Origin of the sequence: Pseudomonas sp. BN415, from assembly GCF_029871195.1 — a bacterium.
Taxonomy (GTDB): Bacteria; Pseudomonadota; Gammaproteobacteria; order Pseudomonadales; family Pseudomonadaceae; genus Metapseudomonas; species Metapseudomonas resinovorans.
Window position 1 is genome coordinate 105,870 of the sequence record NZ_SSOK01000053.1, and the last position, 22,098, is coordinate 127,967.

The 22,098-nt window shown below is 62.5% G+C and carries 22 protein-coding genes; 13 read left to right on the plus strand and 9 right to left on the minus strand.

The window, feature by feature from the left end:
• Positions 1 to 55 precede the first annotated feature (55 nt).
• The gene (locus E8F20_RS13640) at positions 56 to 1,435 is read left to right on the plus strand and encodes an FAD/NAD(P)-binding protein (RefSeq protein WP_280284177.1); all 1,380 of its coding nucleotides are present in this window, start codon (positions 56 to 58) and stop codon (positions 1,433 to 1,435) included.
• Positions 1,436 to 1,462: 27 nt separating this feature from the next.
• Here the strand turns inward: E8F20_RS13640 and E8F20_RS13645 are convergent, their stop codons facing one another.
• A complete protein-coding gene (locus E8F20_RS13645; RefSeq protein WP_280284178.1) occupies positions 1,463 to 1,756 on the minus strand; it encodes a DUF1883 domain-containing protein in 294 nt (97 codons plus the stop codon).
• 173 nt (positions 1,757 to 1,929) lie between these two features.
• Between E8F20_RS13645 and E8F20_RS13650 the strand changes: the two genes are divergently transcribed.
• From E8F20_RS13650 to E8F20_RS13660, 3 genes are all read left to right on the plus strand, one after another.
• Positions 1,930 to 2,538: a hypothetical protein gene (locus E8F20_RS13650; RefSeq protein ID WP_280284179.1), complete on the plus strand. Its 609-nt coding sequence runs from the start codon at positions 1,930 to 1,932 to the stop codon at positions 2,536 to 2,538.
• A 66-nt stretch (positions 2,539 to 2,604) separates the two neighbouring features.
• Positions 2,605 to 3,645, plus strand: a complete 1,041-nt coding sequence (locus tag E8F20_RS13655) for an RNA methyltransferase (RefSeq protein WP_280284180.1) — start codon at positions 2,605 to 2,607, stop codon at positions 3,643 to 3,645.
• Between the two features lie 55 nt (positions 3,646 to 3,700).
• A complete protein-coding gene (locus tag E8F20_RS13660) occupies positions 3,701 to 3,919 on the plus strand; it encodes a DUF2970 domain-containing protein (protein ID WP_280284181.1) in 219 nt (72 codons plus the stop codon).
• A gap of 4 nt (positions 3,920 to 3,923) precedes the next feature.
• Here the strand turns inward: E8F20_RS13660 and E8F20_RS13665 are convergent, their stop codons facing one another.
• Complete coding sequence (locus tag E8F20_RS13665) at positions 3,924 to 5,009, minus strand: ABC transporter substrate-binding protein (protein WP_280284182.1); 1,086 nt, start codon at positions 5,007 to 5,009, stop codon at positions 3,924 to 3,926.
• 436 nt (positions 5,010 to 5,445) lie between these two features.
• Here E8F20_RS13665 and E8F20_RS13670 point away from each other — a divergent pair, with 436 nt between their 5' ends.
• Positions 5,446 to 7,104, plus strand: coding sequence for a nitrite/sulfite reductase (locus E8F20_RS13670; RefSeq protein ID WP_280284183.1), 1,659 nt, complete (start codon positions 5,446 to 5,448; stop codon positions 7,102 to 7,104).
• Entirely contained in the window at positions 7,088 to 7,588 is a 501-nt protein-coding gene (locus tag E8F20_RS13675) for a DUF934 domain-containing protein (protein WP_028627735.1), read from the plus strand. Before E8F20_RS13670 ends, E8F20_RS13675 begins: the two co-directional genes overlap by 17 nt.
• A 344-nt stretch (positions 7,589 to 7,932) precedes the next feature.
• Here the strand turns inward: E8F20_RS13675 and E8F20_RS13680 are convergent, their stop codons facing one another.
• Complete coding sequence (locus E8F20_RS13680; RefSeq protein ID WP_280284184.1) at positions 7,933 to 8,514, minus strand: TetR/AcrR family transcriptional regulator; 582 nt, start codon at positions 8,512 to 8,514, stop codon at positions 7,933 to 7,935.
• Between the two features lie 111 nt (positions 8,515 to 8,625).
• On the opposite strand from E8F20_RS13680, the gene E8F20_RS13685 reads away from it, so the two are divergent.
• Entirely contained in the window at positions 8,626 to 9,480 is an 855-nt protein-coding gene (locus E8F20_RS13685; RefSeq protein ID WP_028627737.1) for an alpha/beta fold hydrolase, read from the plus strand.
• Between the two features lie 21 nt (positions 9,481 to 9,501).
• Here the strand turns inward: E8F20_RS13685 and sohB are convergent, their stop codons facing one another.
• Positions 9,502 to 10,527, minus strand: a complete 1,026-nt coding sequence (gene sohB, locus E8F20_RS13690; RefSeq protein WP_280284185.1) for a protease SohB — start codon at positions 10,525 to 10,527, stop codon at positions 9,502 to 9,504.
• Between the two features lie 211 nt (positions 10,528 to 10,738).
• On the opposite strand from sohB, the gene E8F20_RS13695 reads away from it, so the two are divergent.
• The 4 genes from E8F20_RS13695 (at position 10,739) to E8F20_RS13710 (ending at position 13,898) form a co-directional block, all read left to right on the plus strand.
• Positions 10,739 to 11,449, plus strand: coding sequence for a histidine phosphatase family protein (locus E8F20_RS13695; RefSeq protein WP_280284186.1), 711 nt, complete (start codon positions 10,739 to 10,741; stop codon positions 11,447 to 11,449).
• Between the two features lie 60 nt (positions 11,450 to 11,509).
• The gene (locus E8F20_RS13700; RefSeq protein WP_077526001.1) at positions 11,510 to 11,824 is read left to right on the plus strand and encodes an SCP2 sterol-binding domain-containing protein; all 315 of its coding nucleotides are present in this window, start codon (positions 11,510 to 11,512) and stop codon (positions 11,822 to 11,824) included.
• A gap of 210 nt (positions 11,825 to 12,034) precedes the next feature.
• Entirely contained in the window at positions 12,035 to 13,105 is a 1,071-nt protein-coding gene (locus tag E8F20_RS13705) for a phosphotransferase family protein (RefSeq protein WP_280284187.1), read from the plus strand.
• A 25-nt stretch (positions 13,106 to 13,130) separates the two neighbouring features.
• Positions 13,131 to 13,898, plus strand: a complete 768-nt coding sequence (locus tag E8F20_RS13710) for an SDR family oxidoreductase (RefSeq protein ID WP_280284188.1) — start codon at positions 13,131 to 13,133, stop codon at positions 13,896 to 13,898.
• 248 nt (positions 13,899 to 14,146) lie between these two features.
• Here E8F20_RS13710 and E8F20_RS13715 read toward each other — a convergent pair whose 3' ends face one another.
• The gene (locus E8F20_RS13715; RefSeq protein WP_280284189.1) at positions 14,147 to 14,797 is read right to left on the minus strand and encodes a hypothetical protein; all 651 of its coding nucleotides are present in this window, start codon (positions 14,795 to 14,797) and stop codon (positions 14,147 to 14,149) included.
• Positions 14,798 to 14,897: 100 nt separating this feature from the next.
• On the opposite strand from E8F20_RS13715, the gene E8F20_RS13720 reads away from it, so the two are divergent.
• A complete protein-coding gene (locus E8F20_RS13720; RefSeq protein ID WP_280284190.1) occupies positions 14,898 to 15,677 on the plus strand; it encodes a TSUP family transporter in 780 nt (259 codons plus the stop codon).
• Here E8F20_RS13720 and nudC read toward each other — a convergent pair.
• From nudC to E8F20_RS13735, 3 genes are read right to left on the minus strand one after another with little or no spacing between them, the layout of a single operon-like run.
• Positions 15,651 to 16,484 carry an NAD(+) diphosphatase gene (nudC, locus tag E8F20_RS13725; protein WP_280284191.1) on the minus strand — a complete coding sequence of 278 codons (834 nt, stop codon included), beginning with the start codon at positions 16,482 to 16,484 and terminating at the stop codon, positions 15,651 to 15,653. The genes E8F20_RS13720 and nudC overlap by 27 nt on opposite strands.
• 1 nt (position 16,485) lies before the next feature.
• The gene (locus E8F20_RS13730; RefSeq protein ID WP_280284192.1) at positions 16,486 to 18,165 is read right to left on the minus strand and encodes a ferrous iron transporter B; all 1,680 of its coding nucleotides are present in this window, start codon (positions 18,163 to 18,165) and stop codon (positions 16,486 to 16,488) included.
• 38 nt (positions 18,166 to 18,203) lie between these two features.
• Entirely contained in the window at positions 18,204 to 19,016 is an 813-nt protein-coding gene (locus E8F20_RS13735; RefSeq protein ID WP_280284193.1) for a crotonase/enoyl-CoA hydratase family protein, read from the minus strand.
• 219 nt (positions 19,017 to 19,235) lie between these two features.
• Between E8F20_RS13735 and nhaB the strand changes: the two genes are divergently transcribed.
• Entirely contained in the window at positions 19,236 to 20,738 is a 1,503-nt protein-coding gene (gene nhaB, locus E8F20_RS13740; RefSeq protein WP_280284194.1) for a sodium/proton antiporter NhaB, read from the plus strand.
• Here nhaB and E8F20_RS13745 read toward each other — a convergent pair.
• The gene (locus E8F20_RS13745; protein ID WP_280284195.1) at positions 20,722 to 22,083 is read right to left on the minus strand and encodes an amino acid permease; all 1,362 of its coding nucleotides are present in this window, start codon (positions 22,081 to 22,083) and stop codon (positions 20,722 to 20,724) included. The genes nhaB and E8F20_RS13745 overlap by 17 nt on opposite strands.
• Between the last annotated feature and the right edge of the window lie 15 nt (positions 22,084 to 22,098).

Consider the following 22,098-nt stretch of genomic DNA (forward strand, 5'->3'; position numbering starts at 1 on the left):
GTCCGTCGCAATGGTGCAATGCGGCCACAGACCCCAAGAGGGGATGGAAGTGACGTTGCAACAACACATCAGCATTATCGGCAGTGGATTCTGTGGGACGGCATTGACCATCCAACTGCTACGCCACGCGAAGGGGCCGCTGCATGTGCAGCTGATTAACCGCTCCGGTCGCCTGGCAAGGGGGCTGGCCTATGGCACCCGGTCATCCAGCCACCTTCTCAATGTTCCTGCCGGGCGAATGAGCCTGTTTCCGGATCGCCCCGATGACTTCCTCTTGTACGCTCAGTCCCGGCTTCCCGAATCCCGAACTGGCGATTTCCTGCCCCGCAGCCTCTATGGGGACTACCTGGAGCATCGTCTGGCCGAAGCCATCGCTGACAAGTCTCCAGCGGTTTCCTTCGAGCATGTCGAAGCGCAGGTCATCGATAGCGTCGTGACTCACGACAAAGTCGCCCTGGAATTGCAAGACGGCCGCACTCTGGAGGCGACTCAAGCGGTCATCGCCACAGGAAACTTTGCCCCGGCAATACCTGCCCCGCTTGCCGGCATTGCCGCTGATCCACGTTTCATTCGCGATCCGTGGCTGCCAGGAGTCCTCGATCCTATCGACCGAAATGCGCGGATATTGCTGGTCGGAACTGGACTGACCATGCTCGACGTTGCTCTGAGCCTGCAGGACCACGGCCATCAGAGTCCGCTTCTTGCTGTGTCGCGCCGAGCCCTGCTCCCCCAGCCGCACCGCACCAACCTGGAATCTCCGACCCTTCCCTCGGTGCCCGAATCACTGCTGGACCGAACGACGATGCGGCACCTGCTGTCCGACATCCGGGCCTTCGTCGACGCAGCCCAACGCGACGGGTATGACTGGCGCGATGTAGTCGCTGCCCTGCGTCCAGCGACCCCGTCGCTCTGGCAACGCTTGGCGTGCAGCGAGCGCCGACGTTTTCTCCGCCATCTGCAACCTTACTGGGAAGTCCATCGCCACAGGGCTGCACCGAACATTGCAAAGCGGATCGAGGCAATGCTTCTGCACAACCTCCTCACTGTGAAAGCCGGACGCTTGAGCGTCGCAAAGGTCTCCGACGAGGCTCTGCTCCTGAACGTAAAAATGCGCGGAAAGCAGCAGCCTTGCCGACTGGAAGTCGATTACGTCATCAATTGCACGGGGCCGTGCAGCGACCTTTCAAAGCTGGATGAACCGTTGTTGAACAGGCTCCACGCCCGCAGCGAGGTGCAACGGGACGCGGAAGGATTGGGCCTGGAGGCCACGGAGGACTACCGACTACTCGCTAAGGACCAGGCCGCCCATGAGCGACTGTTCTTGCTGAGCCCCATGCTGCGCGCTCGCTACTGGGAGGCAACTGCGGTACCCGAGTTGCGTCAGCATGCGGCCAGGCTTGCAGAGCAATTGCTGAAGCAGGGTCAGGCGAACTGATCCACTGGCTCTGCCGCTCAGGTCAAATCACGACTTGGTGCGCCGCACGAACTTGATCGACCACTCGAAGTTGGGCTTGCGCGTGACGCTGATGGCGCGGCGGGTAACGGTGTCGAGGGTGACGTTCCAGAAGCCCGTGCTGGGGATCACGATCTTCGCCGGGAAGCGGTCGAAGGCGCCGCCGTGGTAACTGTGGCGACCGCCGTTCTTGAAGCTGCGGAAGTTCGCATCGCTCATCAAACGGATGTTGCAGGTCTGCGAACACTGGATGACGACCAGATCGCCCTCGCTGAGGTGCTCGCGTTGATGGATGAACTTCATGAACAGCTCCAGAATCGCTGAATCGAACAGCGCGCCAGAATACCACGGAGGCAAATGCCACCGCCTCGCCTACGCTGAACAAGCCGACCAGGCGGATTGCCCGGGCGAAACGGAATGTTCGCAACGTGCGCATCCAATTCTTCAGGAACCCGACCGACCAAGGTGAATACAACATGCCCTACGCCAGCCGAATTCCCGCACTCCTGATTGCCTTCGGACTAATCACGGCCTGCAGCAGCCATGCCGAGAACGATGGCTTGAACGTGACCACCAGCGCAGCCGACGTCTACGCCCAGGGGGTGCCCGGCGGCGTCGCGTCCGAAACCGAGCAGATCTCGGCGGTTGTCACGGCTGTCGATCATCAGAAGCGGACCTTCACTCTCGAGGACGAGCAAGGTAACCGCCAGACCTTCAATGCGGTGCCGGAAATGCGCAATTTCTCGCAGCTCAAAACCGGTGACCGGGTCAAGGCGGTGGTGACTCACGAGCGCGTTATCCAACTGCGCGCACCAGGCGAAGCCCAGGAAGATGGCGCGGCCGGACTGGTGGCGACGGCACCGGAAGGCAGCAAGCCGGGGATGCTGATCGCGGACACCGTGGAAATCACCGCAGTGGTCAAGGCCATCGACACCACCCAGCACACCGCCACCCTGGAGTTCGCCGATGGCAGCCGAAAGGTTGTGAGAGTGCGTCCTGACATTGAGCTCAAACCCACCTACCTCAACCAGGAAGTGGTGATTCGACTGACCTCGGCCCTGGCCATCAGCGTTGAGGCACCCTGACGCGCGCCAACCGGCTGGTCGGCGGGTCTGCCACCTCATTGGGGACAGTGGTAGGATGCGCGCCCCATGCGTATCAGCGATATCCACCAACGCCTCGCCGACCTCGGCGCCCTCCCCGTCCACAGCGGACGGGTGGTGCGTTGCTGGCTGCAGGGCAAGCCCCTGGATGCCGGCACCCGCCGCCAACACACCGAGCACTTCCTGCCGCTCAGCGTCCGTGACGGCTTGCCCGCGCTGGCCGACGAGTTGGAGGCACTGGTTCACCTTCGTTCGGAGCACCCCGGCGTAGATGGCTCCGCCCGCCTGCTGGTGGCATTGCGCGACGGCCAGATGGTGGAGAGCGTGCTGCTGCCCCGCGACGGGCTTTGCGTTTCGACCCAGGTCGGCTGCGCAGTGGGTTGCGTGTTCTGCATGACAGGTAAGAGCGGACTGCTGCGCCAGGTGGGCAGCGCCGAGATCGTCGCCCAGGTTGCCCTCGCCCGCCGCTTCCGGCCAGTGAAGAAAGTCGTGTTCATGGGCATGGGCGAGCCGGCGCACAACTTGGAGAACGTGCTCGAAGCCATTGATCTGTTGGGCACTGACGGCGGCATCGGCCACAAGAACCTGGTGTTCTCCACCGTCGGCGACATGCGCGTCTTCGAGCGCTTGCCCCAGGAGCGGGTCAAGCCAGCCCTGGCCTTGTCCTTGCACACCACCCGTGCCGACCTGCGCGAACAGCTGCTACCCAAGGCACCGCGCATCGCTCCGGATGAGTTGGTTGAACTGGGCGAGCGTTATGCCCGCACCATTGGCTATCCCATCCAGTACCAGTGGACGCTGCTCAAGGGCATCAACGACAGCCAGGAAGAAATGGACGGCATTCTTCGTCTGCTCAAGGGCAAGTACGCGGTGATGAACCTCATCCCCTACAACAGCCTGGATGCAGACGAATACCAGCGCCCCGATGGTGACCGAATCGTGCAGATGGTCCGCTACCTGCACAGTCGCGGCATCCTTACCAAGGTGCGAAACTCTGCTGGCCAGGACGTCGAGGGTGGCTGCGGCCAGTTGCGCGCCCGTGCCGTAGACCTGGTCAACACTCGCCGCTTGCGTCGCCCCGCCTCCTGAGCGATCGGACAACAGGTTCGTGCCGACGAGCTAAGCTCAGGCCAGGAGGTGTCCCATGGACGACAAGAATCACGACCAACCCCTGAGCTTCCGCGAAATGCTGCAGAGCGTGCTGGCAGCTGCCTTCGGCGTGCAGAGCGGGAAGAATCGCACCCGCGACTTCAGTCGCGGCAAGCCCAGCCACTTCATCATCCTCGGCGTGCTCTTCACCGCGGCCTTCGTGCTGGTGCTCTATGGCCTGGTGCGCCTGGTGCTCCACTTCGCCGGCATCTGAAGCCTTAGTCGATCAGAGGCGCCAGGGAGAAGCGATAGTCACGCGCGCCTTTCTTGCCCACCAGGCTGAAGGCCCGGAAGTCCAGGTCGAAGCCATACCGCTCGATATGTCGCAAGAGCCGCGTTGCCTTGTCCCGGTCCAGGGCCATGAACAACCGCACTTCACGATCCTTGCCACCGTGACGGGCGAAATCCAAGCCAGCGTCGTAGTCATGCAACAGCACCATGGCCCAGCCGCCCAAGGTGAAGTGCCCACTGACCAAGGCGCTGATCTTCCCATCAAGATAAGTACGCAAGACTTCCGGTGAATTGTTCAGTGCAGAGAAAAGGAGGTCCTGCCCAGGCTTGCGCCCCAGCTCGGTGGCGGCCTGCATCGCGCCAAAGGCCATTTCATCGTTGGCCGACCACACCAGTTTCACGTCCGGATAGCGCTGATACAGTTGCAGGGCCTGGGTGTAGGCGCGCTCACGGCTCCATTCGCTGTAGACCAACTGGCGCAGATGGGCATTGGGGAATTCGACCAGGGCCTGCCTGAGGCCCCGCTCACGTCGCTGGGCCGCGGGCGTCTGTTTGACGCCGGAAAACGCCAGCATGTCAAAGGGCTGGCCAGGTGCCAGGCGCTCCTGTTGTTCCAGCAGCGAGCGCGCCATCAGGTAGCCGGCCTCCTCGTCATTGGGGACCATGCTGCCAATCCAGTCGGGGTAGCGCTCCCGGGTGCCCCCGGTCAGTGACTGCTGATCAGGCGTCAGGTTGCTGTTCACGGTAAACAGCTTGACCCCACTGCCGCGCGACAGACGCAGGATTTCGGGCGCCGCATATTGCTCGTTGACGAACACCAGATAGTCAGGACGATCCGCCCCCTGCAGCACTTCACGGGCCTGGTCGAGCATCAAGTCCAGGTCGCGCTCGGCATAGCGGATTTCAAGGTCCATGTCGAGGTCATTGGAGGCCGCCTGCATGAACTGCGCATAACTCGCCCAAAAGGGTTCGTTGTGACGCCCCGGGTTGAGAAAAACAACGGAAGCGGCACTCAGCGTCTGGCTAACGCCCAGGCAGAGGCACAGTAGAAGGCAGACACCCAGTCCTTTCATTCCATCACCCAGGAAAAATCGGCGGCGCAGTATAACTGCTTCTTACCGGGTGATCGGAGGCAACGGGGCCGCCAGGCCCCGCTCTTTACTGGTGGCTGACCCAGAACACCGCAGTGGAAACGGCGATCAGGATCAAGAAGAAGATGGCCCAGGCATCGACCTTGCTGTCGTGGCTGGAATCTTCGGAATGCTCGGTCATGACGTCCCCCAATTGTTGTGGTTATAGGCGGCTTGCACTTCGAGTAAAGACCACCCCCCGCCGGGCCTCAAGCCAAAGGGTTATGCGCGGTCCCAGGGCAATAACTTCTGGTTCTTTATATATACTCAAACATCACTTTTGCGCATAACCCCGAACTGGTATCTTCCTCCGGCTCCGCGGGGAGTGCGCGGCCGTGCGCGCAGAAAAGCTGTAAGCAGCCTGACAACAGGACATTTCATGTACGTATACGACGAGTACGATCAACGGATCGTCGAGGACCGCGTCAAGCAGTTCCGCGATCAGACCCGCCGCTATCTGGAAGGCGAGCTTTCGGGTGAGGAATTCCGCCCGCTGCGCCTGCAGAACGGCCTGTACATCCAGCGCTACGCGCCCATGCTGCGTGTCGCCGTGCCCTACGGCCTGCTCTCTTCCGTCCAGGTGCGCAAGCTGGCGCAGATCGCTCGCGATTACGACAAGGGCTACGCCCACATCAGCACCCGCCAGAACGTCCAGTACAACTGGCCGGAACTGGAAGACGTGCCGGAAATCCTCGCCGAGCTGGCCACCGTGCAGATGCACGCCATCCAGACCAGCGGCAACTGCATCCGTAACACCACCACCGACCAGTTCGCTGGCGTTGCCCGTGACGAACTCGTCGACCCGCGCCCCTGGTGCGAGATCATCCGTCAGTGGTCCACCTTCCACCCGGAATTCTCCCACTTGCCGCGCAAGTTCAAGATCGCCGTCAACGGCGCGGTGAGCGACCGCGCCGCCATCGAAGTCCACGACATCGGCCTGGAAGCGGTGCAGAACGAAGCCGGCGAGCTGGGCTTCCGCGTATCGGTCGGTGGCGGCCTTGGCCGTACCCCGATCGTCGGCAGCTTCATCAACGAGTTCCTGCCCTGGCAGCACCTGATCAGCTATCTCGACGCGATCCTGCGCGTGTACAACCGCTACGGCCGTCGCGATAACAAGTACAAGGCGCGCATCAAGATCCTGGTCAAGGCGTTGACCCCGGAAGTGTTCGCCGAGCGCGTGAACGCCGAATGGGTACACCTGAAGGATGGCCCGACCACCCTGACCGAAGCCGAAGTGGAGCGTGTCGCCAAGCACTTCGTGGACCCGACGTACAAGACCCTGGAAGACCAGGACGCTACCCTCGCTGCCCTGGATGCCGAGCACCCGGGCTTTGCCCGCTGGCGCGAGCGCAACGTGATTGCCCACAAGAAGCCCGGCTATGCCGCCGTGACGCTGTCGCTCAAGCCCACTGGCGTCGCGCCGGGCGATGTCACCGACAAGCAGCTGGATGCTATCGCCGACCTGGCTGATCGCTACTGCTTCGGCGAAGTGCGCAACAGCCACAACCAGAACATCATCCTGGCTGATGTTGAGCAGGCCCAGCTCTTCACCCTCTGGGGCGAGCTGCGCGAACTTGGCTTCGCCACCCCGAACGTGGGTCTGCTGACCGACATCATCTGCTGCCCGGGCGGCGATTTCTGCTCCCTGGCCAACGCCAAGTCGATCCCGGTGGCCGAAGCCATCCAGCGTCGCTTCGACGACCTGGACTATCTGTTCGACATCGGCAACCTCGACCTGAACATATCCGGCTGCATGAACGCCTGCGGCCACCACCACGTCGGCCACATCGGCATCCTCGGCGTGGACAAGAAGGGCCAGGAGTTCTACCAGGTGTCCCTCGGCGGCAGCGCCGGCCGTGACGCCAGCCTGGCCCAGATCCTCGGCCCGTCCTTCGCCCAGGACGAAATGGCCGACGTGATCGAGAAGATCATCAAGGTCTACGTGGAACAGCGCACCGAAGACGAGCAATTCCTCGACACCTTCCGCCGCATCGGTATCGACCCGTTCAAGGAGCGCGTTTATGCAGCGAATCATTAAGAACGGTCAGGTCATCGACGAAACCTGGCACCTGCTGGCCAAGGACGCGACCCTGGACGGTATCCCCAACTGTGACGACATCATCATCCCGCTGGCGCTCTGGCGCGATCACGCCCATGCACTGAAAGCCCGCGACGGTGGCCTCGGTGTCTGGCTGGACAGCGACGAAGAGATCGAAGAGATCGCCGACGACCTGGAACACTTCCAGGTCATCGCGCTGAACTTCCCGGCCTTCACTGACGGCCGCCACTCCTCCACCGCCTACCTGCTGCGCCAACGCTACGGCTACAAGGGTGAAGTACGCGCCATAGGCGACGTACTGCGCGACCAGCTTTTCGCCCTCCAGCGTTGTGGCTTTGACGCCTTTGCACTGCGGGCGGACAAGGACCCTTACGACGCCCTCAAGGCCTTCGAAGAGTTCTCTGAGGTCTACCAGGCATCCAGCGACCAGCCCCTGCCGCTGTTCCGTCGCCGCACGGCCTGAGTCATGCACCAACGAAGAGCCCCGCACACGCGGGGCTTTTTGTTTGGCCAATCGATCTCTTGCAGGTGCGAGTAAACATCCACGTTCGTAGAACGTGGACTTGCTTTTGCCCCTATAAGGAAGCGTCTCGGAGGCGGCCGGCAAATCGTAGCCCAGATGAAATCCGATAGAGGCGGTTGGACTTTTCCCGGACCTCATCCGGGCTACTGACGTATAGGAGCGAGCTTGCTCGCGAAACTTCGTGCCTGGGCTGTTCGCGAGCAGGTTCGCTCCTACAGAAAACCCGATTTCATGTTGCTAGTGGTTTCCCAAGTTCAAATGAATCCGCCCCTGCAGTTTCCAGCTTACGGTGCGCGAACCGCATCCCAGGCCACCTGTATGAACAGCTCGCGGCAATCGGCCAGACTGGTGCGGGTGCGCCCCGCCAGCCAGTTACGGGTGAAGTCCTGGACCGGCCCGATGACAACAGAAACGAAGCAGTCGCGAGGCATTTCACGGTAGGCACCTAATTCGCGATAAGGCCGCAGTATCTCTTCAATGCGCCCATGGTGCAGGCGGTTGGTTTCCCGCAGCTGCTCACCCAGCTCGCTCGCCTCCACCCTCCCCCGGCTGTGCAGGATGAACCGCGCCCAGTCCGGGTTCTCCAGCACCCAGTCGACATAACAGGCCACCAACAGCTTGATGCAACCCTCGGCGCTATCCACCTTGGCGAACCCAGCCTCCAGCAAACGCGCATAGCCACTCACCCCCTCCAGATAGAGAGCGGCAATGATGCGTTCCTTGTTGCCGAAATGGTGGTAGAGGCTGCCGATGCTGGCACCGGATCGGTCGCGGATCATCTCGATGGTGGTGGCATCCACGCCCTGCTCACTGAAGCAGGCCAACGCAGCCTGGAGGATGTCGTCTTTTCGGGAGGGACGGCTCATTGGATTCCTCTAATGAAACTAGAATATTTTTCTAGAATAACTTTCTAGCTTTCGTATACTGCCCGGGTTCGCGTTTTCCCAGAAGCCCTTTCCAACGCCAGGACGGATGCAATGATCAGTTCGACAGAATCCCGGATCGACAACGGCAACGGCCACCTCATCAGCACCAATTGGTTCCGCCCCGAAGGCGAGGCCCTGGCCGCGGTGCTGATAGTACCCGCCATGGGCGTACCCCAGCGCTATTACGCTCCCTTTGCCACCTGGCTAGCGGAACGCGGTTATCTGGTTGCCACTTTCGACTATGTCGGTATGGGCCAATCTCGCAACGGTCACCTGCGAGACCTGGACGTGGATATCCTCGATTGGGCCCGCCATGACTGCAGCACCATGCTTTCGCTCGTGGCCAACGCGGCCGGGGACAAGCCGCTGTACTGGATCGGCCACAGCCTGGGCGGGCAGATCCTGCCTTTCGTCGAAGGAGCCGAGCGCATCAGCAAGGTGCTGACCATCGCCACCGGCAGCGGCTACTGGCGGGAAAACACCGCTGAGCTGCGTCGTCGGGTCTGGCTGTTGTGGTTCCTGGTGGCACCGCTGGTCACGCCTCTGGCCGGCTACTTCCCTGGCAAGCGCCTGGGCATGGTGGGCGACCTGCCCAAGGGCGTGATTCAACAGTGGCGCCGCTGGTGCCTGAACCCGGAATACGCGGTGGGCGCCGAAGGTGAGCGTGTGCGGGAAGCCTATTCCGCGGTACGCACCCCGATTACCTCCATCTCCTTCACCGACGACGAGATGATGTCCGGGCGCAACACCGAGTCGCTGCACAGCTTCTATCGCCAGGCGCAGAAGAGTTTCAAGCGCATCGCCCCGGCGGATGTGGGCGAGAAAAGCATCGGTCACTTCGGCTTCTTCAAACCGCAGTACGAACGCTCCCTGTGGCAAAGCGTGCTGCTGCCCGAACTGGCCTGAACCAGTCCGGGCCCGTTGGGCTCATTGCCAGAAACGCTGCTGACTGAGGCGTCCCCACCAGTTCAGCAGCACTCGATCGATGGCCACACTGGCGGCAAGGCCGACGCGCTCCTGCAAGCTTTTGCGCGCCGCATAGTGCAGGTGGAACAGCTCGGCTTCCTTGGCGCGTTCAGCCAGGTACTCGTCGCTGGTGCGCAGCTCGTCCACCAGTTGCTTCTCCAACGCCGCCATGCCCAGCCAGACCTCGCCCGTGGCGATTTCGGCCATGTCCAGCTCAGGTCGGTAGCGACTGACGAAACCCTTGAACAGCTCATGGGTGGTCTCGAGGTCTTCCTGGAACTTCTGTCGTCCCTTCTCGGTGTTCTCACCAAACACCGTGAGGGTGCGCTTGTACTCGCCGGCAGTGAGCACTTCGAAGTCGATATCGTGCTTCTTCAGCAAGCGGTGCACATTGGGCAGCTGTGCCACGACACCAATGGAGCCGATGATGGAAAACGGCGCGGCAAGGATCTTCTGGCCGATGCACGCCATCATGTATCCGCCGCTGGCAGCCACCTTGTCCACACAGATGGTGAGCGGCACACCGGCGTCACGAATGCGGGCCAGTTGCGACGACGCCAGGCCGTAGCTGTGCACCATGCCGCCACCGCTCTCCAGGCGCACCACCACCTCGTCCTTGTCCGTGGCCATGGACAGCAGTGCAGTCACTTCATGACGCAGGTGATCGGTAGCCGAGGCCTTGATATCGCCATCGAAGTCCAACACGAAGATCCGCGACTTCTGCCCTGCCGACTTCTTCGCCTGTTTCGCCGCTTTGGCTTCGGCCTTGCGCAGTGATTTCAGGCTCGCCTTGTCCAATACCGAGTGCTCCAGGCGCTCGCGCAAGTCCTTGTAGAAATCGTTGAGCTTGCGGACATCCAGATGGCCGCTGGCCACGCGCCGGTTGCGACCACGCAGTGCGGCGATAGCCGCCAGCACCACCAGGATGGCCACCAGCACGGTCACCGTCCTGGCCAGAAAGCCTGCATACTCGGCAAAGAATTCCACGTGTATCCCCCTTGTCATCCCCACTGGCGCCAGCCTTTCGGCGGCGCAAAGACCAGCAAGCATAACGGTGCGAACCCCTGCTCGCCAGCGAGCTGAAACGTCTGCATAAACAGTGGGAATGCATTCAAACAAGCGTATGTTTTTTCGTTGACAGGCCTAAGGCTTCCTCATACCCTCGCGGAACTTTCAACCTCGCGGGACGGCAGCGTACGTGGGCAGCATCTACCTGATTCGACATGGCCAGGCTTCCTTCGGCGCCGACGACTACGATGTGCTTTCGCCCATCGGCATTCGTCAGGCAGAGATACTCGGCGAGCACCTCGCCCAACTGGGCTTGCGCTTTGATCGCTGCTACAGCGGTGACCTCCGCCGCCAACAGCACACGGCGCAATCTGCCCTGGCGCAATTCAGCGCTGCCGGCCTGGCAGCGCCCGCCATCGATATCGACCCGGCCTTCAACGAGTTCGATGCAGACGCGGTGATCCGCGCCCTGCTCCCCGACCTGCTACCGGAAGAGCCCGAAGCCTTGCACGTCTTGCGCAATGCCGCGCAAAACCGCGCCGAGTTCCAACGACTGTTCTCCAAGCTGATCCTGCGCTGGGTCTCAGGCACCCACCACAGGCCGGGGCTACAAAGCTGGCTGGAGTTCGTCGAACAGGTTCGCGGAGGCCTGGAGCGCATCCTGGCCCAGGCGGACAGCAAACAGAATATTGCCGTATTCACCTCCGGCGGCACTATCACCGCCCTGCTCCACCTGGTTGCCGGCATTCCGGCCGAAAGCGCCTTCGGGCTCAACTGGCAGATCGTCAACACCTCGCTCAATCGCCTGAAGTTCCGCGGTAGCGAGGTGACCCTGGCTTCCTTCAACAGTCATGTGCACCTGGAACTGTTGAAGGCGCCGGAGCTCATCACTTATCGCTGAGCCCGGCCCATTGCGGCTGGAACAAGCCGCTAGAAAAAACCCTAGAAAAAGGAAAACACCATGACCAACGTTGCTGACATCGTCAAAACCATGCAGTCCAAGTTCAACGCCGGTGCCGCCGCTGGCCTGGACCTGGTATTCCAGTTCAACATCGAAGACGGCGACAACCACTACCTGGTGGTCAAGGACGGCACCTGCGACGTACAGCAAGGCGATGCCCCGAACCCGAACGTCACCCTGATCATGGACAGCGCCACCCTGGTGGGCATCATGACCGGCGAAACCGACGGCATGCAGGCCTTCATGGCGGGCAAGCTGCGCGCCGAAGGCGACATGATGCTGGCCATGAAGCTCGGCGAACTGTTCCCGGTCTAAGCTTTCCTCGCGACAAGCCATGCACCAAGAAACCGGAGTCCATGGGCTCCGGTTTTTTTTCGCCCGACGCAAGCGGCACGGGCGAATCAGGCAGCCTGATTGTGCTGCAACACCTTTGTCTATAACGGCTCGTTCGGCTTGTGACGCCCCTGAAGCGGCATTAGATTAGCGAATAGTCTCGGGCCCCCATCATAAGTAGAAGGGATAAGCATGACGCTTACTGATCAGTCCACCCGTATCCGCGAAGGCGAAGAGCTCGACGCCGCCGTTATCGACCAATACCTCAAGGCCAGCATTCCCGGCCTGGAAGGTACCCCGCGCATCAGCCAGTTCCCTGGCGGCGCCTCCAACCTGACCTACCTGCTGGAATACCCCAACCAGGAGTTCGTGCTGCGCCGCCCGCCCTTCGGCCACAAGGCCAAGTCCGCGCACGACATGGGCCGTGAGTTCCGCATCCTCAACCAGCTCAACGCCGGTTTCCCGTACTGCCCCAAGGCCTATGTGCACTGCACCGACGAATCGGTGATCGGCGCCGAGTTCTACGTGATGGAACGCGTCAACGGCGTGATCCTGCGCGCCGACCTGCCGGCCGACATGACGCTCGATGAAGGCCAGGCCCGCGAACTGTGCCTGAGCTTCATCGACAAGCTGGTGGAGCTGCACAATGTCGACTACAAGGCCTGCGGCCTGGGCGATCTGGGCAGGCCAGAAGGCTATGTGCAGCGCCAGATCGCCGGCTGGACCGACCGCTACGAGAAGGCCCTGACCCCGGACGCCCCGACCTGGGAACCGGTCAAGGCGTGGCTGCGCGACAAGATGCCGGCCGACCACCACAAGCCGGCCATCGTCCACAACGATTACCGCTTCGACAACGTGATCCTCGATCCGAACAACTCGATGGAGATCATCGGGGTACTGGATTGGGAACTGACCACCATCGGGGATCCGCTCATGGACCTGGGCAACACCCTCGCCTACTGGATTGAAGCCAAAGACCCGGCCCCCGTGCAGTTGATGCGTCGTCAGCCGAGCCACCTGCCAGGCATGCTGACCCGCCAGGAGTTCGCCGACTACTACGCCGAGCGCGCCGGCCTGCCGCGCATCGACAACCTCGACTTCTACTACACCTACGGCCTGTTCCGCCTGGCCGGCATTGTGCAGCAGATTTACTACCGCTACTTCCACGGGCAGACGCAGGACAAGCGCTTCGCACAGTTCATTCACATGAACAAGCTGCTGGAGCAGATGAGCCTGCAAGTCATCAACCAATCACGGCTGTAAACCGGCTTACAACAAGGGGTACCCCATGTCCAAGACCCATCTGTTCGACCTCGACGGCAAGATCGCCTTCGTTTCCGGCGCCAGCCGCGGTATCGGTGAAGCCATTGCCAAGCTGCTGGCCCAGCAAGGCGCCCACGTAATCGTTTCCAGCCGCAAGATCGAAGGCTGCCAGGCCGTTGCTGACGCCATCATCGCCGAAGGCGGCCAGGCCACCGCCATCGCCTGCCACATCGGCGAAATGGAGCAGATCCAGAGCGTCTTCGCCGAGATCCGCGAGAAGTTCGGCCGCCTCGACATCCTGGTCAACAACGCCGCCACCAACCCGCAGTTCTGCAACGTGCTGGACACTGACCTGTCGGCCTTCCAGAAGACCGTGGACGTCAACATCCGTGGCTACTACTTCATGTCCATCGAAGCCGGCAAGCTGATGAAGCAGAACGGCGGCGGCAGCATCATCAACGTCGCATCCATCAACGGCGTATCCCCGGGCGAATTCCAGGGCATCTATTCGGTGACCAAGGCCGCCGTGATCAGCATGACCAAGGTCTTCGCCAAGGAATGCGCCCAGTTCGGCATTCGCTGCAACGCCCTGCTGCCGGGCCTGACCGACACCAAGTTCGCCTCGGCCCTGGTGAAGAACGACGCCATCCTCAACGTCGCCCTGCAACGCATCCCGCTCAAGCGCGTCGCGGACCCAAGCGAGATGGCCGGCACGGTCCTCTACCTCGCCAGCGATGCCTCCAGCTACACGACCGGCGTTGCCCTGAACGTCGACGGCGGCTTCCTTTCCTGAGGATGTCGCCCATGAAAAAAGGGAGCCCGAGGGCTCCCTTTTTCATGTCTGCGATTTAGTGGGAGATTCAATGTCAACGCCGTAATCCAGTAGGGTGGACGGCGCTTTTCATCCATCGGCTGCGCCAGGCCGGTCCTCGATTGGTGGACCGGTGAAGCGTGGTCCACCCTACCGCTGAATCGATCTTTGGGCGTCGCATCCTGCGCGAATTAGCCCAAAGTGCGGTTTCCCAGACAACGAGCCCGGAATCAGCGCCAGTCCTTCAATGCTTCCTTGGCCACCTGATTCAACGGTTGAGCCAGCAGACCTGTGGGCGACAGGCTCACGGAATAGACGGCCCCATCGGCCATTGGCAGATAGGTCACGCGCTGCGCCTCTGGCACGAACAGGAAGAAGTCACGCTGGTCCAGTCGCAACCAGCGCCACAGATCAACGCCGTATGGGCTCGCCGCCAATTGCACACGAGGATGCTGGGCCAGCGCCTGCTGTTCGATGGCGAGGAAGCGCCCGGATAGTCGCTCCAGGCGGTAGCCCGGTTGCAGGCCGAGCAACTCACCCAGGCCTTTCCACTTGAACAGTCGCGCATCCAATTGCCACAGGTCGCCATCCAGCAACACCTCACGCTCGGTGCCGCCCTCCAGTAGCGTGACCTGGTAGCTCTGCGAGCCCGTGGACTTGAAGTTCAGGGTCACCAGCGGCTTGTCTTCAGGCAGTGCGTTGTAGCTCCACAGGTCCTTGGCTACCAATGCCACCAGCAGCGCCAGAACCAGGAATGCCAAGCCGCAGGTACCGCGAAGCCAACCCAGAAACCAGCCGCGATCGAAGAGGATACGTCCCGCCACCACCGCGACCAACACTGCCAGCAGGGCGGTTACCCAGGCCAGGCCGTCATACTGCATGGAGCCCATTCCTTATGCGTGAAAATGCCGGCATTATGCGCAACTCCCCACGCCGCAGCCACAAGCCACGCGGCAGTTGTAGACACGGACCTCGTTTTCCATGCCATTCCCCTTCGAGCTGGCGGTCGATCCCGCCACACTGGCGATTCTCGCCGCTGTCGCCTTTCTCGCCGGATTCATCGACGCCATCGCCGGTGGCGGCGGACTGCTGACCATCCCCGCCTTGCTTACCGCCGGGCTGCCGCCGCACCTGGTACTGGGCACCAACAAACTTTGCGCCACCTTCGGCTCGGCCACCGCCAGCTTCACCTTCTATCGGCGCAAATTGTTCGATCCCGGCAAATGGCGCCATGCACTGATTGCCACGGCCATCGGCGCGGCCCTGGGCGCAGTGATCGCCCATTGGCTTCCCGCTGCCTGGCTCAATCAGATGCTGCCAGTGGTGGTCTTCGGATGCGGCCTTTACCTGCTCTTCGGCAAGACCCCGGACGTGGCGCATAGCCAGGATGCTGTCATCCCTCGCGGCCGCCAGTGGCCCCAGGGCCTCGGCCTCGGTTTCTACGACGGTGTGGCCGGCCCGGGCACGGGTGCCTTCTGGACCGTCAGCAGCCTGCTGCTCTACCCGCTGGACCTGGTACGCGCCAGTGGCGTCGCCCGCAGCATGAACTTTGTCAGCAATGCCATGGCCCTGGTGGTCTTCATCGCCGCAGGACAGGTGGCCTGGGCGCTGGGCATCAGCATGGGGGTGGCATTGATGGCAGGTGCTTTCCTGGGCGCGCGGACCGCCATCAAGGGCGGTGCCAAGTTCATCCGCCCGGTGTTCATACTGGTGGTGTTGGCGCTGACCGCGCGCCTAGCGTGGCAGCACTGGATCGGCTAAGCCGAGGCGCCGCGCCACGTAGAGGTCGATGAGGTAGCGCGCGATGGAGCGCTGAGCCGGCAAGGGCGGCAGCGCATCCACCGGGAACCAGCGGGCGTCTTCGATCTCACCCGGTTGCGGCACGATCCCGCCGCTACGGTACTCCGCATGGAAACCGAGCATCAGCGAATGCGGGAAAGGCCAGTTCTGGCTGGCGATGTACTGGATATTGCCGATTTCCACGCCGACTTCTTCCCGCACTTCGCGGGCCACGCACTCCTCCACCGACTCACCCGGTTCGACGAAGCCGGCCAGCGTGCTGTAGACGCCGCTGACGAAGCGCGGAGAACGCGCTAGCAAAAGTTCATCACCACGACTGACCAGCACGATCATGCTCGGCGACAGTCGCGGATAGTGGTGGACTTCGCAACTCGGACAGCGCATCGCCCGCTCGCCCGCAACCGGCTCCATGCGCTGGCCGCAGCTACCACAGAAGCGGTTCTGGTCAGCCCAGGTTCCGATCTGGCTGGCATAGCCGAGCATGCGGAATACATCGGGATCACCCTGCAGCATGACCTGGCGCAGGCCCTGCCAATGGCAGCCAGGCACTTCAGTTGGATGGGCCAGTTCAAGCAGGTAGATGGAATCGCCGTCGAAGTGGCCGATTCCATGCTCGGCCAACACCGGCAGTTCCTGGCGCTTCAGCCACTCACGTGGGAAGAGCACGCCGTTGCTGTCGGTGAGAAACTGCTGGCGACAATGGGCCACAGCCCAGCCTCCAGGCTTGGAGACATCCAGCAAGCCGGAATGCCAGCGTTCACCGGTCATGTCAGGCCGCCACTGGCAGGCCCAGGGCCCGCACACTGTTGGCAGCCAGGTCGAGGACGTCGACCTGGAAGCCACGGCGCATTCCGGCACCGCCTTCGAGGTAGTACTCAAGGCTGGTCAGGGCATCCGCCAGGGTTTCCAACATCTGCTCCGAAGGCATGAGAGAGGTCTCCAGCATCTGCTGTTGGATGTACTCGGCACAGGCACCGACCAAGGCAGCAGCACGCTCCTGACCAAGGAACCAGAGCCCTCCGCGAACGGCCTGCAGGCTCACCGGCACGTTGGCCAGGTGCGGTTTTTCGCCGTTGGACTCGAGGTAGGCGGTAATGGCGCGCTTGGCCAATGCCAGTCCGGCCTGGGCCTCGTCCAGTACCACGATACGCGCTTCGGCCAGTTGGTGGTTTGCAAAGGATTCCGCCTCGTGCCCGGGTTCAGCCACCAGCCGAGCACCCCGACGCTCACCACTGTCGAGACCGGCCACCATGCTTTCCACATAGAGCACGGCATCGGCCAGCTTGAGCAACTCACTGGGCTCAACCGGCGCGCTTGCGCTCCAGGCGACAACCATCGGCAATTGCGACTGCAAGGCGTTGCCGGGGGAGTTCAAGCCAACCATGACCAAGGTCTTGGCCAGCTTGCCCAGCAGGGTATGAAGACTCTCGAAGGACTCCATCGGCGCGGTGCCACGCTCGATCAGGTCGATCATGTCCTTGACGCTGTTCAGCTCTTCGAAGATGGCCGAGGACAACGAACGCATCACCGCCTGCCCCGGCCCTGACAGGCGCTGGTATTCCTGTTCCAGGAGCTGATCGGAGAACGGTAGCGCGGTCATGCCGAAGACTTCGCGCAGTTCGCGGGAGCGTGACCCCTTGCTGTCGGCAAGCGCCACCAGGTAGAGGAGTTCTTTCTGCAAGCTGCGTGGCGCCTCGTAGGCCGAGTTGGCCAAAAGCAGCTTGAGTTCTCGGTCCAGGCGCGAGAACAGTTGCTTGCGCGACTTGCGCGCCAGCAACTGGCCGTCCAGCTGCGATTCGATGGCGGCCGCGCCGATCCAGCAAAGACGGCCACGGGACTGCTCGGCGAACAGGCGCTCCAGGCCACCCAGGGCGCGCTCCATCATGCGCAGGGCACTGGGTACCTTCTGCCCGCGCAGGAAGCCAAGCAGACCCTGCTGGTAGGCTTGACGGAAACGTCGGGCCAAAGCCTCCGGATCAGCACCAGCCGGCAAACTGCATGCAGTCGCCCCTTGGCGCGTCTGGTCCAGGCGCACGCTGAAAAAATAGCTTTCCGGCAGCGGCGGCTGGCCGCCGGCCTGGCGCAGGTCGTTGATCGCCGGCAGCAGCAACTCAGGCATTTCCTGGCGGTGCACATCCAGGTTTTCCAGGTAGCGACGCAGCACGTGCAGCGCATTGCTCTGGGCTGCCAACTGGACGTCGCGCTCCTCACCTGCTCCGGTGGGAATGTCCGTCGCCTGGTCCAGCAGTTCCTGGGCCAGGAGTTCAGCGCCGGTCAGCTCAATCAGTTTGAGTGTGCCACGCACCTGGTGCATGGCCTCTACCGCCTGCTGCAACAGGCTGCCATTCTGGCGTTCGGCGATGAACTGCTCGAGGCTGTGTTCAGCCTGCTCCATGGTGGCGAACAATTCGTCGCGCACCAGCCCAAGCGAAGTGACTCCAGTGACCATGCCTTAATGCGCCTCCCGCGCGAGTGTGCGGTAGCGCATCAGTCAGCGAACTCTGGCTTCTGTTTGCTCATGTGGGCTGTCATGGCCACGCGCAAATCGGCCGATTGCAGCATGGCGGCGTTCCAGGTAGCGATGTACTCAAGGCCATCGTCGACGCGGTGGTCACGCATGTAGCGGATCATTTCCTTGGTGCCGCGCACTGCAATGGGCGACTTGGCGGCAATCTCAAGGGCGATGCCGAACACGCCATCGAGCAGGCTGTCCTGGTCGGAGTAGGTGCGGTTGACCAGCCCAAGGCGCTGCGCCTCTTCACCGTCGATAGTGCGGCCGGTGTAGGCCAGCTCGCGCATCATGCCGTCACCGATGATCCGCGGCAGTCTCTGCAAAGTGCCGACATCTGCCGCCATTCCGATGTCGATTTCCTTGATGGAGAACTGCGCGTCGACAGTCGAATAGCGCATATCGCAGGCGGAGATCAGGTCGATGGCACCACCCAGGCAATAGCCCTGGATAGCTGCGATCACTGGCTTGCTGCAGTTGTCGACCGCGTTGAACGAGGCCTGCAGTTCGAGAATCTTGCGTCGTAAGGCCCGCGCATTGCGGCCCGCGTCCGGCCCCAATTGCGCGCCGACAGAAGCCAGCATCATCAGGTCGATGCCGGACGAGAAATGCTTGCCCGCACCGGAAAGCACCACCACCCGCACTTCGTCGTTGTCTTCGATCTCGCGGAAGATCTCGACGATCTCTTTCCAGAAATCGGCGTTCATCGCGTTGATCTTTTCCGGACGATTGATTTGCACATGGGCGATCTTGTCTGCCAACTCTACGCGGAAGGCTTTGTAATCAGGCACGGGACAGTCCTCGGCGTGCGCCACAGAAATGGAGTCGTTCAGGAAGCCCGGCAACTATAACAAGCACGATGTAAAAGTCGATGCTGCCCACTGTGACGCAGACCACGCCATGCAACTGCCACTTCACATCGAAAACCCGGCTTAAACGCTTGATCTACAGGGACCGGGCTGGCACCTTCCCAGCGCCCTCCAACAATTAGAAGACCAAGGACAACCTCAATGCCCGCCTCGCCCGCCGCCGCCCTCGGTCGCAACTTCCTCGGCAACTCACCCCGCTGGTACAAGCTGTCGATCATCGCGTTCCTGCTGCTGAACCCGCTGGTGCTCTGGCTGCTGGGCCCCGTTCTGTGTTCGTGGTTGCTGGTGGGCGAGTTCATCTTCACCCTGGCGATGGCGCTCAAGTGCTATCCGTTGCTGCCCGGCGGCCTGCTCGTGATACAGGCCCTGCTACTCGGCCTGGCGACTCCCGACGCGGTGTACAAGGAGCTGGAGCACAATTTCCCGGTGCTCCTGTTGCTGATGTTCATGGTGGCGGGGATCTATTTCATGAAGGACCTGCTGCTCCTGCTGTTCTCCCGCCTGCTGCTCGGGGTGCGCAGCAAGACCGTGCTGGCGCTGATGTTCTGCCTGCTGGCGGCCTTCCTGTCGGCTTTCCTCGATGCCCTGACCGTGACCGCGGTGATCATCAGCGTTGCCGTGGGCTTCTATGCCGTCTACCACCGCGTGGCCTCCGGCAAGGGCGCGGGTGACGAGCACAGCCACGACTCCGACCATGAAGTGACCAGCGCCAGCCGTGATGACCTCGACGCCTTCCGCGCCTTCCTCCGCAGCCTGCTGATGCACGCCGCTGTGGGTACCGCCTTGGGCGGCGTCTGCACCCTGGTGGGCGAGCCGCAGAATCTGCTGATCGGCCATGAGGCCGGCTGGCACTTCAAGGAGTTCTTCCTGCGCGTGGCACCGGTCTCGATGCCGGTGCTGGCTGCGGGCCTGCTGACTTGCGTGTTGTTGGAGAAGCTGCGCTGGTTTGGCTACGGCGCCGAACTGCCGGAGAGCGTGCGCCAGGTACTGGCCCATTTCGACGCTGAAGAAAATGCCCGACGCACCCAGTCCCAGCGCATCGCTCTCATGGTGCAAGGCGCGGCGGCGCTGATCCTGATCCTCTGCCTGGCGCTGCACCTGGCCGAGGTGGGCCTGATCGGCTTGCTGGTGATCGTGCTGATCACCAGCCTCAACGGTGTGACCGATGAACACCAGATCGGCCGCGCCTTCCAGGATGCCCTGCCCTTCACCGCCCTGCTGGTGACATTCTTCGCGGTGGTGGCGGTCATCCAGCAGCAGCACCTGTTCACCCCGATCATTCACGCGGTGTTGGCACTGCCGGCGGATGAGCAGCCAGGCATGTTGTTCATCGCCAATGGCCTGCTCTCGGCCATCAGCGACAACGTCTTCGTCGCCACCATCTACATCACAGAAGTGAAGAACGTGCTGGACTCCGGCGGCATGACCCGCGAGCACTTCGACACCCTGGCAGTGGCCATCAATACCGGCACCAACCTGCCCAGTGTGGCGACCCCCAACGGCCAGGCAGCCTTCCTCTTCCTGCTCACCTCATCCATCGCACCGCTGGTGCGCCTGTCATACGGACGCATGGTGTGGATGGCGCTGCCCTACACCATCGTGATGGGCGTGCTCGGCTGGTGGGCTGTCAGCCATTGGCTCTGACGGCGGCGTCCGCCTGCACCCGGTTGCGCCACTGGCGCCAGGTGTAGAGCGGGATACCGGCCATCAGCACGAGGAAGCCCCAGAAGATGGCCTGCTCACCGGTGCCATACAGGGCCCAGATGGAGTAGACGAAACCCAGCACGCCGATAGCCACCAGCCGCCCACGCTCGCCCTCGGAGAAATCGCCGGGTTTCACCGCCAGTTGCTGCAGCAGGGCGGCGGTGCAGAAGGCATAAGGCACGACGCCCGTCATGGTGCCGAGCAGGATGATCACGTTGAACACGTCCACCAGATCGCCCTGGCCATCCACCAGCACCAGCGCGGTGACCAGCACCCCGGAAATCAGCAGGCCATTGGCCGGCACGCCGTGCTTGTTGGTCTTGGCCAGGGACTCCGGCAGCAGGCCGTCGCGGGCGGTGGCCATGGGGATCTGGCCCTGCAGCAGGACCCAGCCGTTCAGCGCACCGAGACACGCGATCACCGCGCCACCGGCCACCAGGTGGTAGCCCCACTCCCCTACCAGCACCCGCGCCGCGTCGGCGAAGGGTGCGGTGGAGCGCGCCAGCACCTCGGGTGGCAACACGCCCTGCACAGCAGTGATCGAAAGGATGTACACGCCGGCCGCCACCAGGGTGCCGAACACCGTGGCCCGCGGGATGGTGCGTTTCGGGTTCTCCACGTGGTCCGCCGGCACGGTTGCCGACTCAAGGCCAATGAAGGACCAGAGCGTCAGCGCCGCCGTGGTGGCGATGGCCTGGGCGTAGCCAACCCCACCGGGAAGTTCGCTTGCCTCGGGTATTCGCAGGTACTCGGGATTGAAGGAAAACCAGCCCAGCACGCCCACCAGCAGCAGGGGCACCAGCTTGAGCACCGTCAGCAGGTTCTGCGCCAGGCCGAAGGCACCGATGCCACGCAGGTTGATCAGGGTACAGAGCCAGATGGCGCCGATCGCCGTGGCCACCATCAGCACCGGGTCGCGCAAGGCCGGGATGAATACCTGCAGGTAACCGACCAGCGTCACCGAAATGGCGGCATTGCCGATCCAGGCTGCCTTCCAGTAGGTCCAGGCACAAAGGTAGCCGGCGAAGTTGCCGAATCCGTCTCGCGTGTAGGCATAAGGTCCGCCAGCCGCCGGACTGAGCCGCGCCAGGCGGGCGAAGGTGAGGGCGAGGATCACGGCGCCAGTGCTGGAGATCAGCCAGCCGAACAGGCTAAGCCCACCGTAGGCCGCAAGGCTGGAAGGCAACAGGAACACCCCCGAGCCAATCATGTTGCCGACCACCAGCGCGGTGCAGGTCCAGAAGCCCATGCTGCCCCGCATCTTCTCCCCTTCCCCAGTCGCCATCGCGTCCCCCGCTGG